Source organism: Pannonibacter indicus (assembly GCF_001418225.1).
Classification (GTDB): Bacteria; Pseudomonadota; Alphaproteobacteria; order Rhizobiales; family Stappiaceae; genus Pannonibacter; species Pannonibacter indicus.
Map to the genome: position 1 here is coordinate 148,389 of NZ_LIPT01000003.1, position 12,576 is coordinate 160,964.

Below are 12,576 nucleotides of genomic sequence, written 5' to 3' on the forward strand. Positions count from 1 at the left end.
GGCTTGTCAGTAATTTTGTGCAATGCAGCAAGCGAGGTGTTCAGCCGAGTACGGCCTGCCCTGCCGCATGACCCGAGGCCCAGGCCCACTGGAAATTGAAACCGCCGAGATGCCCGGTCACATCCACCACCTCGCCGATGAAATAGAGCCCCGGCACATCATTGGCTTCCATGGAGCGGGAGGAGAGGGCGGTGGTGTCCACACCGCCCAATGTCACCTCCGCCGTGCGGTAGCCTTCCGTGCCAGCTGGCAGAAGCTGCCAGCTGTTGATGGCGCTGCCCATCTTCTGCAGAACCTTGTCGGGCTGGTCGGCCAGCCGCCCGCCAAAGCCGTGGGCGGCGCTCAGTTCTTCCGCCAGCCGCTTGGGCAAAAGTCCGGCCAGCGCGGTGCGCACATCCTGCTTGCCGTGGCTGGTCTTGCCCGCCTTCAGCGCGGCAAACACATTCGTCTGCGGCAAAAGGTCCACGGTGATCGGCTGGCCCTCGCGCCAGTAGGACGAAATCTGCAGGACCGATGGGCCGGAAAGCCCCCGGTGAGTGAAGAGCAGCCCCTCGCGGAAGCGCGTCTTGCCGAAGCTGACGACCGCATCCACCGACACGCCCGCAAGCTTGGTGCAGAGGATCTTGTTGTCGTCCGAGAAGGTCAGAGGCACCAGCGCGGGGCGGGGCGCAACAACCGCAAGGCCGAACTGTTTTGCAATCTCGTAGCCGATGCCGGTGGCGCCCATCTTGGGGATCGACGGCCCTCCGGTCGCCACCACCAGCGCCCGGGCGCGCAGGGCCCCGCGGGAAGTGGTAACGGAAAACCGGTCATCCGGTTTGCTGACGGCGGTAAAGGAGGTTTCCATCCAAAGCTTCACCCCCGCCGCCTCCGCCTCGCGCAGCAGCATGTGGATGATGTCCATGGCGGCGTTATCGCAGAACAGCTGGCCCAGCGTCTTCTCATGCCAGGGAATGCGGTGCGCCTCCACCAGCTTGAGGAAATGCTGCGGCGTATAGCGCTTCAGCGCCGAAACGCAGAAGCGCGGGTTCTGCGACAGGAAATTGGCCGGCGTGGTGTGCAGGTTGGTGAAATTGCACCGCCCGCCGCCGGAAATGCGGATCTTCTCCGCCGGACGTTTGGCATGGTCGATCACCAGCACGGAAAGCCCCCGCTTTCCCGCCTCAATCGCACACATCAACCCCGCCGCCCCGGCGCCGAGCACAAGAACATCAATATCGGTCATGCCGTGCTTATAGGGCTTTGCCGGTAGGACGGCTAGCGGGGGGCTGGTTACTCTGGCACGGTGCTTCAGTCCCCCTCTCCTCAAGGGGGAGGGGAAACGAGAGGCCTCTGCCAGAGGAGCAAGTCTCTGAAACTGCTGGTCTTCCGGCATCACAGAAACGCTTGTGGCCTTTTCCTGTACGATGTGTCCCCGAGACCTTGCGAGGTCGGCCCCCTCAATAAGCCGCCTCGGTCCGTCCCATTTCCACGTAGACGCTCTTGATCTGGCTGTAGTGGGCAATGGCCGCGTGGCCGTTTTCGCGGCCGATGCCGGAGGATTTGAAGCCGCCGAAGGGCATCTGGATGGGGGTGAGGTTGTAGGTGTTGATCCAGCAGGTGCCAGCCTGAAGCTGGCCGATGACCCTGTGGGCGCGCTGAATGTCGCGGGTGAAGACGCCGGCGCCGAGGCCGAATTCAGTGGCGTTGGCGCGGGTGATGACTTCTTCTTCCGTTTCGAAATCGAGCACGCACATCACCGGGCCGAAGATTTCTTCCCGGGCAATGCGCATGGAGTCCTGAACATCGGCAAAGACGGTCGGCTCGACGAACAGGCCCTGCGGGAACTGCGGCACATGTGCGGCCTTGCCGCCGCAGACGAGCCTTGCGCCTTCGTCCTGGCCCAGCTTCATGTAGCCCAGCACCTTGTCATATTGCGCCTTTGACACGAGCGGGCCGAGGTTGACGGCCTCGTCCAGCGGGTCGCCCATCACCGCATTGGCGGTGCGTTCGGCAAGGCGCTTCAGAAAGGCGTCCTTCAGGCCCTTCTGCACGAAGACGCGGGTGCCGTTGGAACAGATCTGGCCGGTGGAATAGAAATTGGCGTTGATCGCCGCCGAGACGGCGCTTTCGAGATCGGAATCATCAAAGAGGATCAGCGGCGACTTGCCGCCCAGTTCCAGCGTCAGATGCTTGAGGTTGGCCCCCGCAAGGCCTGCCACCTTGCGCCCCGTCGGCACGGAGCCTGTGACGGAGACCTTGGCCACAGCTGGATGGGAGACAAGTTTTGCTCCCACATCGCCCGCACCCTGCACCACGTTGAAGACACCGGCGGGAACGCCAGCTTCGGTGAGCGCTTCTGCCAGCTTCAGGGCGGAGAGCGGCGTCACTTCCGAGGGCTTGAAAATCATGGCATTGCCGCAGGCAAGGGCGGGAGCGGCCTTCCAGCAGGCGATCTGGATCGGATAGTTCCAGGCGCCAATGCCAACGCAGATGCCCAGCGGCTCGCGGCGGGTGTAGGCGAAGGAGCCGCCCAGATCGATGTGCTCGCCGGTCAGCGTGGCGGCGAGATTGCCGAAATATTCGAGGCAGTCCGCGCCGGAGGCCGCATCGGCGATGAGCGTTTCCTGCAAGGGCTTGCCAGTGTCCAGCGTTTCAAGCTCGCTTAGCTCCCGGTTCTGCTGGCGCAGGATGTCCGCCGCCCGGCGCAGCACCCGGCCGCGCTCCGTGGCGGGCGTTGCGGCCCAGAGCTTCTGTCCCTCGCGGGCGGCTGTCATGGCCGCCTCGATGGTGGCTTCATCTGCGCCATGCAGCCGGGCGATCACTTCGCCGGTGGCCGGGTAGATGCTGTCGAATGCAGAGCCTTCGGGGCTCTCCACATAGGCGCCGCCAATATAGTGGGAGGCTGCGGGTTGCGCGCGCATAGGCTTCGCTCCGTTTTGTTGACTGGGTGCCGCTGCGGGCACTCTTCTGTTCGGTCTTTTGGATCAACGCTGGCTGTTTTGCCAGTCCGGATGGATCCACGGTTCCTGATTTGAGGCGGGCAGGGGCGTGCGGCCAAGGATATGGTCCGAGGCCTTCTCGCCCACCATGATCGAGGGGGCGTTGAGATTGCCGTTGGTCACCTGCGGGAAGATGGAACTGTCCGCCACCCGCAGGCCCTCGACGCCGATCACCCGGCATTCCGGGTCCACCACGGCCATGGGATCGTCCTTGGCACCCATGCGGCAGGTGCCGCAGGGGTGATAGGCGCTTTCCACATGTTCGCGGATGAAGCCGTCCAGCTCCTCGTCGCTTTGCAGGTGGCTGCCGGGCTGGATTTCCTTGCCCCGGAAGGGAGTGAAAGCCTCCTGCCCGAAGATCTCCCGCGTCAGGCGGATGCAGGCGCGGAAATCGGCCCAGTCATCGGCATGGGACATGTAATTGAAGCGAATCGACGGCTTGTCCAGCGGATCACCGCTTCGGAGCCGCACCTCGCCGCGTGACTTGGAGCGCATTGGCCCCACATGGGCCTGGAATCCGTGCCCCTCCGCCGCCGCCTTGCCGTCATAGCGCACGGCAAAGGGGATGAAGTGGAACTGGATGTCCGGGTAGTCGACGCCGGCCTTTGAGCGGATGAAGGCGCAGGCCTCGAACTGGTTGGAGGCCCCAAGCCCCTTGCCGGTAAGAAGCCATTGCGCTCCGATCAGGGCCTTGGAGATGAGATTCCAGTGCTTGTAGAGCGTGATTGGCTGGGTGCAGGCCTGCTGCAGGTAAAGCTCCAGATGGTCCTGCAGGTTGGCGCCGACGCCGGGCCGGTCCGCCACGACTTCGATGCCATGGTCCTTCAGATGCTGCGCCGGGCCGATGCCGGAGTGCATCAGCAGCTTGGGCGAGTTGATCGACGAGGCGGAGATGATCACCTCGCGCCGGGCATGGGCCACCTGCGGTGCGCCGCTGCCGCGCTGATACTCGACGCCGGTGGCGCGGCCGTTTTCGACGATGACACGGCGCACGAGGGCGCCGGTGATCAGCTCCACATTGCCGCGCTTGAGGGCGGGCTTCAGATAGGCATTGGCGGCGGACCAGCGCTGACCCTTGTAGACGGTCATCTCCATGTCGCCGAAGCCTTCCTGCTTCTCGCCGTTGTAGTCGGCGGTGGTCTCGTAACCGGCCTGCCGCCCGGCTTCGATGAAGGCATTGAACAGCGGATTGTGCTTGGGGCCGCGCTGCACATGCAGGGGACCGTTGCGCCCGCGCCAGCCATCCTCACCCGCCTTTGCGTTCTCCATCCGCTGGAAATAGGGCAGCACATGCCGGTAGCCCCAGCCGCTGGCGCCCATGGCCTCCCAGGTGTCGAAGTCCCGCGCGTGGCCGCGCACATAGACCATGCCGTTGATGGAGGAGGAGCCGCCGATCACCTTGCCGCGCGGGGTCGCCAGCACGCGCCCGCCCAGATGCGGCTCCGGCTCGCTGGCAAAGCCCCAGTCATAGCGGCGCATGTTCATGGGATAGGAGAGGGCGGCGGGCATCTGGATGAAAGGCCCGGCATCCGTGCCGCCGAACTCCAGAACCAGCACGCGGTTTGCAGGATCTTCCGACAGGCGCGCGGCCATGGCACAGCCCGCAGAGCCGGCCCCCACGATGATGAAGTCATATCCGCTCATGGCTGCACCTCGTTCCCGGCTCCGGATTTGCGCATGCGGATCTGCGCTTCCACATAGTCCTCGACCATGCGGATGGCGGCTTCCCGGTCCGGCGTTTTCCGGCTCAGGGCCTGACGGATCCACACGCCGTCGATCATGGAAGCGGTGCCTTCGGCGACCTCGGCCGCATCCTTTTCCGGCAGAAAGGCCTTGAGGTTGAAAGTGAGATTGGAGGTCAGGCGCGCGGCATAGATGCGCAGCAGGCGCTGATTGGATTCGGCTGTCTGGGCCTGCGCGTAGAAGGACAGCCACGCGGCAATCACGGCCTCACGGAACTGCTCCGGATCGAAATTCCCGGCGATGATGGCCGAGATCCGCTCACGCGGGGTCGAGGCTGCGGCGAGCCTTGCGCGGATGCCCTGGCCCAGCTCGTGCAGCAAATGCCGCATGGTGGCCGCAAGCAGTTGATCCTTGGAGCCAAAATAGTGGTGAGCCAGTCCGCCGGACACTCCGGCACGGCGGGCGATCTGCGCAATCGTCACGTCACAGAAGCCCGTCTCGTGAATCGCGTCGACCGTCGCCTCGATGAGGGTGCGGCGGCGTTCAGCTTCCATCCCGATTTTCGGCATCAAGCACTCCTTTCATTGCCCTATGGATATTTTTAATTGATCGATCAATCAATCAAAACTTGCCAAGCCTGCGGCAAAATGTTTCATTAGCAACATCCAGAGGGGCAATCTGCGCCGCAAAGACGGGCATAGAAAAGGTTCCCCATTGCATAAGGGGTCCTGCCGGGTTCATTTGGGTGTGAACACCGGGGACGAGTCCTGTTATTACAGGGCGTCAACGCGAAAGCAGGAGAAAGAACCGGATGAAGCGTATATCCACTTTCATCGCCGGGCCGGCAGCGGGTTTTGCCCTTGCCGTGACCTTGACGGGCAGCGCCCTGGCGCTGGAACCTGAAAGCTGCAAGATGGTCCGGTTCTCGGATGTCGGCTGGACCGATATCACCGCGACAACCGCCGTGACCACCACGCTTCTTCAGGGGCTGGGCTATGAGACGGATATCAAGATCCTCTCCGTCCCGGTCACCTACGCCTCGCTCAAGAACAAGGACATCGACGTCTTCCTGGGCAACTGGATGCCCACCATGGAGGCGGACATCGCCCCCTACCGTGAGGATGGGTCGGTCGAGACGGTCCGCGCCAATCTGGAAGGCGCCAAATACACGCTCGCCGTGCCGCAATACACCTACGACAAGGGCCTTAAGAGCTTTGCCGACATTGCCAAGTTCAAGGACAGTCTGAACGGCAAAATCTACGGCATCGAGCCTGGAAACGACGGAAACCGTCTCATCATCGGCATGATCGACCAGGATGAGTTCGGCCTGAAGGATTTCGAGGTGGTGGAAAGCTCCGAGCAGGGCATGCTGGCGCAGGTCGCCCGGGCCACCAGCCGGAAGCAGGATGTGGTTTTTCTCGGCTGGGCGCCGCACCCGATGAATTCCAGTTTCGAAATCGCCTATCTGGATGGCGGCGATGACGTCTTCGGCCCCGATTATGGCGGTGCCACCGTCTACACCAATGTGCGCCAAGGCTATGTTGCCGAATGCGCCAATGTGGGCAAGCTGCTGACCAATCTCGAATTCACCCTCGAGATGGAAAACGAGATCATGGGCGCGATCCTCAACGGCAACGCCGATCCCGCCAAGGCGGCTGCCGAATGGCTCAAGGCCAATCCGGCCAGCTTCGAAGGCTGGCTTGAGGGCGTGACCACCCGCGACGGCGGTGAAGCCATTCCGGCTGTTAAGCAGGCCCTCGGCCTCTGAATCCACCCGTACACTCCGGTGAGCTGGCCGCAAGGCCGCTCCCGGCAGGATGACATTGAACTGGCCGGGCACCATGTCCCGGCTGGAAGGGGGTGAATATTGACCTTTCCCGGCCTTTCCTTTGCCACTGCCGCCCAGACGGCGGCCTCATTGCCCGCCCAGGCGGTGGAGTGGCTGACCAGCCACAAGCTTCCCATCGGCCCCTGGGCAAGATCGGTGGTCGACTGGCTGACCACCAATGCCTACATGGTCTTTGATGCCATTTCCTACACAATCGAAGCCTTTATCGGCAGCCTGCTGTGGGTGCTGAAGACGCCGCATCCGCTGACGGTCGTCGCGGCCGTGACCGTTCTGGCCTATGTGGCCCGCCGCAACATCGGCTTCCCGCTGCTGGTGCTGGGCTCGCTGCTGCTGATCATCAATCAGGGCTACTGGACGGCCACGATGGATACGCTGGCGCTGGTGCTTGGCTCGACCGCAATCTGCATGGCTGTTGGCGTGCCGATCGGTGTCGTGGCTGCGCATAATCCGCGCTTCTATGCCTTTCTTCAGCCGGTGCAACAAAACGCCATTGTGGTCCTCCTTCAGGGTCAAAACCATACTTCAAGGTGGACCCGTTCAATGGGGGTGGATCAGCTGGATCTGATGCAGACGATCCCGACTTTCGTCTATCTCATTCCCGCGCTCATTCTCTTCGGCCTCGGCATGGTGCCGGGCCTGATCGCCACGGTGATCTTCGCGCTGCCGGCTCCGATCCGCCTGACGCAGCTGGGGGTGTCCTCGACGCCCACGCAGCTCGTCGAGGCGGGCGAGGCTTTCGGCACCACCCGCTGGCAGCTTCTGTGGAAGGTGGAGCTTCCCTATGCCCTGCCGCAGATCATGGCCGGACTGACGCAGACGATCATGCTGTCCCTGTCGATGGTGGTGATTGCCGCACTGGTGGGCGCCAACGGCCTTGGCGTGCCGACACTGCGGGCACTCAACTCGGTCAACATCGCCATGGGCTTCGAGGTGGGAGTGGCCATCGTGCTGGTCGCCATCGTGCTCGACCGTTTCTTCAAGGGCCGTTCGGGCAAGACCCGCAAGGGAGGCGCGAATGACTGAAGCTGCCGTTTCTTTCCGCAATGTGGATATCGTCTTCGGCTCTGATCCGAAATCCGCCCTGCCGCTGATCGATGCGGGCCGCACCCGCGCTGAAATCCAGAAAGAGACCGGCCAGACGCTGGGTGTCGCCGGAGCCACGTTCGACATCATGCCGGGCGAGGTGATCGTGCTGATGGGCCTGTCCGGCTCGGGCAAGTCCACGCTGCTGCGTGCCGTCAACGGGCTCAACCCGGTCATCCGGGGTGAGGCGCTGGTGCGGGACGAGGATGGGCTGGTCAATCCGGCCACCTGCGGCCCGGAGCGGCTGCGCCGCCTGCGCCGCAGCCGGGTGGCCATGGTGTTCCAGCAATTCGCCCTGCTGCCCTGGCGCACGGTGGCGGAAAATGTCGGCTTCGGCCTTGAGGTTGCCGGCATGCCGCTGGCCGAGCGCCGGCGCAAGGTGGCCGAACAGCTGGAGCTGGTCGGCCTTGCGGGTGTGGGCGGCAAGCAGGTGCACGAGCTGTCCGGCGGCATGCAGCAGCGCGTTGGCCTTGCCCGCGCCTTTGCCACCGATGCGCCGATCCTGCTGATGGACGAACCTTTCTCGGCGCTGGATCCGCTGATCCGCGACCGGCTGCAGGATGAGCTTCTGGAGCTGCAGAGCAAGCTTCACCGCACCATCATCTTCGTCAGTCATGACCTTGATGAAGCCGCCAAGATCGGTTCGCGCATCGCCATCATGGAAGGCGGCCGCATCATCCAGCTCGGCACACCGCAGGAGATCGTCCGCTCTCCGGCAACGCCCTATGTGGCGGATTTCGTTGCCCACATGAATCCGCTCAACGTGCTGCGGGCGCAGGATGTGATGGTGCCGGTGGAAGGGCAGGCCGCTGACGCAGACGACTGCTCCCGCTGCGACCTTGCCACGCCCTTGCGCGAAGTCATCGCCCTCAAGCGCCACTCGGCAGGCCCTGTCGTCGTGCTCGACGGCGGCATTCCCGCCGGTCTCATCCGCGAGGGGGAACTGCTGGCGGCGATGGGGTGAGGGAAGGCGGCCTCTGCCTTTCCTTCGTCATGCGAGTGTCAGAGCAGTGGCATGACGGATAGCATGGGTTCGGGAGAGGGGGCTTACCCGTCAACTGAAGTTCCTTCAATCCGCCGGGCGTGCCGGGTCGCGGGCGTGGCGGAGGGCTTCGAGGGCTTTCATGCGCTGCTCGCTGCGGGCCCAGTTTTCCTGCGTCACACCGGCAATCAAGGCCTCGGCGATGGCCATCAGAGCGGTGGAGGAATCCCACGGCGAGGGCACGGCGACGCGGGCGGGCAGCACATGGGCGGCAATGCGGGCAATGGGCGACATCCAGCTGTCGGTGATCAGCCCCACCGTCACGCCTTGCCGGGCTGCGGCTTCGGCAAAGCGGATGATTTCGGCCTGATAGCGGCGGATGTCGAAGACGACCAGCACATCCTTTGGTCCCATGCCGATGAGCTGGTCCAGCCAGTTGCCTTCCTGCCCGGCCACATGCTGCACGCCGGGGCGCACGATGCGCAGATGCGCGGCCATGTAACGGGCGAGCGCATCGGTGAAGCGCCCGCCGATGATGTGAACCGTCCGTTTTTCGTCGGCGAGCAGCCGGGCGAAGGCTTCGATGTCCTTCTGCGGCAGATGCTGGAAGGTTTCACGCAGGTTCTCGACCAGCTTGTCGGCAAAGGCATTGCCGCAGCCCAAGCCTGCTTCCGGCAGCGCCGGATCGCGGGCAAGGGGGGATTTCAGCTGGTTCTCAAGCTCGGCACGCAGCCGTTTCTGGAAATCGGCAAAGCCGGGAAAGCCAAGCCTCGCTACGAAGCGCAGGATCGTCGGAGAACTGACACCGGCGGCTTCCGCGAACTGAGCGACAGTCTCCAGCCCCAGCATCGGATAGTTGGCCAGCAGTGCCACCGCCGCCCGCCGTTCGGTGGTGGTGAATTCGTCCAGCCGCTCCCGGATTTCCTCGGTCAGTGCGCGTTCCATGGGCTGTTCCCGGTTATGCCTGCCGCTTGAGAAGGCAGGTGGCACATGTTGGGCAGGTGCCTTCGTTTTGTATTTGACACGGCTTCAAACTGTGTATCAAATCATACACAGACAGCTGGACTTCGCAAATCTGTAACAAAAAATACAAGCGCAGATCCGGCCGCCAGAGGTATCGGGAGCAGCTATGGGGCAGGCAGGAGAGCCGCAGCCGGAGCACGGCACAGGTGCGGCCATTTCCATCGAGAACCGCCAGGGGCAGAGCGATTTTGTCCTGCTTGTCGATCACGCCTCCAACGTGATTCCGCCGGAGTATGGCGACCTTGGCCTCAGTGCGGAAGCCCGTGTTGCGCATATCGCCTGGGACCCCGGTGCGCTGGGCACCGCCCGCGAGATGGCGCGGCTCCTGGATGCGCCGCTGATCTATCCGCAGGTGTCGCGGCTCATCATCGACTGCAACCGTCAGCATGATGCCCATGACCTGATCCCGGCCGTCAGCGAGACGACCCGCATTCCCGGCAATGAAAACCTGACTGAGAGGGAACGGCAGAAGCGCATTGCGCTGGCACATGCCCCGTTCCATGCGGCGGCGGAAGCCCTGCTCGCCGAACGGGATGCACGCGGACAGGCCAGCATTGTTGTTTCGGTGCACACCTACACCCCGGTCTACAAGGGCGTCAGCCGCCCGTGGGAAATCGGTATCATCGCTGCGCAGGACCGGCGGCTGGCCGATTTTCTGATCCGGGAACTGGAAGCCGAAGGCGGGCTGACGGTAGGCGACAATGAGCCCTATTCCCCAGCTGACGGGGTCTATTACACAGTGAACCGGCATGGAGAGTCCCAGGGCCGGGCCTGTGTCATGATCGAGGTGCGCAACAACGAGCTGGTGACGGCAGAGCAGGAGCGGGAATGGGGCGCAAGACTCGCCCGCATTCTGGAGGCCGCCCGTGCCCGGATTGGCCTGTCCGGCGGCAAGGGGAGCGGCAATGCCTAGAGCGGCCCTTGCCTATATCCGCTGGGTGGATGGCTTCAACCGGGGGCTCGGCCGGCTCGTCATGTACGGGCTGTTCATCCTGATGGCAATCCTGTTGTGGTCATCCATCTCCAAGACTTTCTTCCAGCCCTCGCTCTGGACTCTGGAAGCCGCGCAATTCGCCATGGCCGCCTATTATGTTCTCGGCGGCCCCTATGCCCTGCAGGCGGGCGGCAGCGTGCGGATGGATCTTTTCTATGCGGATTGGTCCCTGAAAAAGAAGGCCTGGTTCGACGCCTTCACGGTGTTCCTGCTGATCTTCTATCTCGGCGTGCTGTTCTATGGCGCCATGGGCTCTGCGGCCTATTCGCTCGGCTATTTCGGCACCCAGCCGTTCCATTTCTTTGGTGATCTGATCTACGCCTATGTCACCGGCGGCAGCGAGGCTGCCGGAAAGGTGCTGGGCTTTCTGGAGCGCAGCCGCAGCGCCTGGCGGCCTGAGCTCTGGCCGATCAAATTCGTCATGTGCTTCGGTTTCCTGCTCATGCTCCTGCAGGCTTTCTCCGAGTTCCTGAAGGACGTTGCGCGCATCCGTGGGGAGGAAATCTGATGTCCTACGAGATGATCGCCATCCTGATGTTCTCCTCGATGATGCTGATGCTCCTCACCGGGCAGCGCGTCTTCGGGGCCATCGGCGGCATTGCCACCATCGCCTCGCTGGCCCTGTGGGGCACCGGCTCCTACGACATTCCTTTTGCGCAGGCCATGAAGCTGATGGCCTGGTATCCGCTGCTCACCCTGCCGATGTTCATCTTCATGGGCTATGTGCTGTCGGAATCAAGGATCGCCGAAGACCTCTACCGCATGTTCCATGTCTGGATGGGGCCGGTGAACGGCGGCCTGGCCATCGGCACGATCCTCCTCATGGTGCTGGTCTCGGCCATGAACGGGCTCTCCGTCGCCGGCATGGCCATCGGCGCCACTATCGCCCTGCCGGAGCTCTTGCGGCGCGGCTATGACAAGCGGATGGTCTCGGGCGTCATTCAGGCCGGGTCATCGCTCGGCATCCTCGTGCCGCCGTCTGTGGTGCTGGTGCTCTATGCCATGATCGCCCGCGCGCCCGTGGGCCAGCTGTGGCTCGCAGGTGTGTTGCCGGGGCTGATGATGGCCGCCATGTTCATCCTCTATGTGGCGGTGCGCTGCGCGCTTCAACCAAAGCTGGGGCCGGCGCTGCCGGTGGAAGAGCGCAACATCTCCATGGCGGAGAAGCTGCGGCTGCTCTCCGCCGGCCTCCTGCCCATCGGCATTTTCCTCGTCATGATGGTGCCCTTCGTCAAGGGCTGGACCAGCCTTGTCGAAAGCTCGGCCATCGGCGCGATTGCGGCTCTCACCGTGGCTCTGGTGAAGCGGCGGATGACGCGGCAGATCTTCCAGTCCTGCGTGCGCCAGACGCTGCTGATCTCCTGCATGTTCATGTGGATCATCCTTGCCGCTCTCGGCTTCGGCGCCGTGTTCGACGGGCTCGGGGCGGTGAAGGCGATCGAGAGCTTCTTCACGGTGGAACTGGGGCTCACCCCCTGGACCATCCTGATCCTGATGCAGGTGTCGTTCCTCGTCATGGGCACGTTCCTGGATGACACGGCGATGCTGGTGATCGTCGCGCCGCTTTACGTGCCGCTGGTGGCCAAGCTCGACCTCGGCCTGCCGCCCGATCAGGTGTTGATCTGGTACGGCGTGCTCTACACGGTCACAACGCAGATCGCCTATATGACGCCGCCCTTCGGCTATAATCTGTTCCTCATGCGCGCCATGGCACCGCCGGAGATCAGGCTCAGCGACATTTACGCCTCCATCGTCCCGTTTGTTCTGGTGATGATTCTGGCGCTCGTTATCATCATGCTGTTTCCGCAGGTGGCGCTCTGGCTGCCACAGCAGGTCTACGGATAGGGCACGGGGGCGGCAGCCCGCGGGCAGGCGAGGCAAACTGCTTCATCCGCCGTCACAGCGGGCGGGAAGCGGACGGGGAGGACTGAAACGGGACGGGCGCACGGGGCAATCCGCAAGGCCGTCACTTCGGGGAAGC

11 protein-coding genes are annotated in these 12,576 nt (G+C 63.5%); 6 read left to right on the forward strand and 5 right to left on the reverse strand.

The genetic code is table 11. The features are described from left to right. Window positions 1-40: 40 nt before the first annotated feature. From ASC48_RS06520 to betI, 4 genes are all read right to left on the reverse strand, one after another. Window positions 41-1,225, reverse strand: a complete 1,185-nt coding sequence (locus ASC48_RS06520) for a BaiN/RdsA family NAD(P)/FAD-dependent oxidoreductase (protein WP_055454975.1) — start codon at window positions 1,223-1,225, stop codon at window positions 41-43. A gap of 214 nt (window positions 1,226-1,439) precedes the next feature. Then, a complete protein-coding gene (gene betB, locus ASC48_RS06525) occupies window positions 1,440-2,903 on the reverse strand; it encodes a betaine-aldehyde dehydrogenase (RefSeq protein WP_055454976.1) in 1,464 nt (487 codons plus the stop codon). Window positions 2,904-2,966: 63 nt separating this feature from the next. Next, window positions 2,967-4,625, reverse strand: a complete 1,659-nt coding sequence (betA, locus tag ASC48_RS06530; RefSeq protein WP_055454977.1) for a choline dehydrogenase — start codon at window positions 4,623-4,625, stop codon at window positions 2,967-2,969. Then, window positions 4,622-5,233: a transcriptional regulator BetI gene (betI, locus tag ASC48_RS06535; RefSeq protein ID WP_055454978.1), complete on the reverse strand. Its 612-nt coding sequence runs from the start codon at window positions 5,231-5,233 to the stop codon at window positions 4,622-4,624. The genes betA and betI overlap by 4 nt, the downstream gene beginning before the upstream one ends. Before the next feature lie 242 nt (window positions 5,234-5,475). Here betI and ASC48_RS06540 point away from each other — a divergent pair, with 242 nt between their 5' ends. The 3 genes from ASC48_RS06540 (at window position 5,476) to choV (ending at window position 8,560) form a co-directional block, all read left to right on the forward strand. Then, on the forward strand, window positions 5,476-6,432 hold the full coding sequence (locus tag ASC48_RS06540) for a choline ABC transporter substrate-binding protein (RefSeq protein WP_141658890.1): 957 nt from the start codon (window positions 5,476-5,478) through the stop codon (window positions 6,430-6,432). A gap of 165 nt (window positions 6,433-6,597) precedes the next feature. Then, entirely contained in the window at window positions 6,598-7,536 is a 939-nt protein-coding gene (locus ASC48_RS06545; RefSeq protein WP_055455273.1) for a choline ABC transporter permease subunit, read from the forward strand. Continuing rightward, window positions 7,529-8,560, forward strand: coding sequence for a choline ABC transporter ATP-binding protein (choV, locus tag ASC48_RS06550; RefSeq protein ID WP_055454979.1), 1,032 nt, complete (start codon window positions 7,529-7,531; stop codon window positions 8,558-8,560). Before ASC48_RS06545 ends, choV begins: the two co-directional genes overlap by 8 nt. A gap of 105 nt (window positions 8,561-8,665) precedes the next feature. Here the strand turns inward: choV and ASC48_RS06555 are convergent, their stop codons facing one another. Next, window positions 8,666-9,523: a MurR/RpiR family transcriptional regulator gene (locus ASC48_RS06555; protein ID WP_055454980.1), complete on the reverse strand. Its 858-nt coding sequence runs from the start codon at window positions 9,521-9,523 to the stop codon at window positions 8,666-8,668. Between the two features lie 184 nt (window positions 9,524-9,707). Here ASC48_RS06555 and ASC48_RS06560 point away from each other — a divergent pair, with 184 nt between their 5' ends. Genes ASC48_RS06560 through ASC48_RS06570 form a run of 3 tightly spaced genes read left to right on the forward strand, consistent with a single transcriptional unit; the run spans window position 9,708 to window position 12,440 of the window. Then, window positions 9,708-10,514 carry an N-formylglutamate amidohydrolase gene (locus ASC48_RS06560; protein WP_055454981.1) on the forward strand — a complete coding sequence of 269 codons (807 nt, stop codon included), beginning with the start codon at window positions 9,708-9,710 and terminating at the stop codon, window positions 10,512-10,514. Further along, entirely contained in the window at window positions 10,507-11,103 is a 597-nt protein-coding gene (locus tag ASC48_RS06565) for a TRAP transporter small permease subunit (RefSeq protein ID WP_055454982.1), read from the forward strand. Before ASC48_RS06560 ends, ASC48_RS06565 begins: the two co-directional genes overlap by 8 nt. Continuing rightward, window positions 11,103-12,440: a TRAP transporter large permease gene (locus tag ASC48_RS06570; protein ID WP_055454983.1), complete on the forward strand. Its 1,338-nt coding sequence runs from the start codon at window positions 11,103-11,105 to the stop codon at window positions 12,438-12,440. The genes ASC48_RS06565 and ASC48_RS06570 overlap by 1 nt, the downstream gene beginning before the upstream one ends. The last annotated feature ends 136 nt before the right edge of the window (window positions 12,441-12,576 follow it).

What these genes read in the sequence shown, in the direction of transcription:
- ASC48_RS06560 (WP_055454981.1), top strand. Translation starts at nt 9,708, where the DNA reads ATGGGGCAGGCAGGAGAGCCGCAGCCGGAGCACGGCACAGGTGCGGCC.
- ASC48_RS06570 (WP_055454983.1), top strand. Translation starts at nt 11,103, where the DNA reads ATGTCCTACGAGATGATCGCCATCCTGATGTTCTCCTCGATGATGCTG.
- betI (WP_055454978.1), bottom strand. Translation starts at nt 5,233, where the DNA reads ATGCCGAAAATCGGGATGGAAGCTGAACGCCGCCGCACCCTCATCGAG.
- ASC48_RS06555 (WP_055454980.1), bottom strand. Translation starts at nt 9,523, where the DNA reads ATGGAACGCGCACTGACCGAGGAAATCCGGGAGCGGCTGGACGAATTC.
- ASC48_RS06520 (WP_055454975.1), bottom strand. Translation starts at nt 1,225, where the DNA reads ATGACCGATATTGATGTTCTTGTGCTCGGCGCCGGGGCGGCGGGGTTG.
- ASC48_RS06565 (WP_055454982.1), top strand. Translation starts at nt 10,507, where the DNA reads ATGCCTAGAGCGGCCCTTGCCTATATCCGCTGGGTGGATGGCTTCAAC.
- choV (WP_055454979.1), top strand. Translation starts at nt 7,529, where the DNA reads ATGACTGAAGCTGCCGTTTCTTTCCGCAATGTGGATATCGTCTTCGGC.
- betA (WP_055454977.1), bottom strand. Translation starts at nt 4,625, where the DNA reads ATGAGCGGATATGACTTCATCATCGTGGGGGCCGGCTCTGCGGGCTGT.
- ASC48_RS06540 (WP_141658890.1), top strand. Translation starts at nt 5,476, where the DNA reads ATGAAGCGTATATCCACTTTCATCGCCGGGCCGGCAGCGGGTTTTGCC.
- betB (WP_055454976.1), bottom strand. Translation starts at nt 2,903, where the DNA reads ATGCGCGCGCAACCCGCAGCCTCCCACTATATTGGCGGCGCCTATGTG.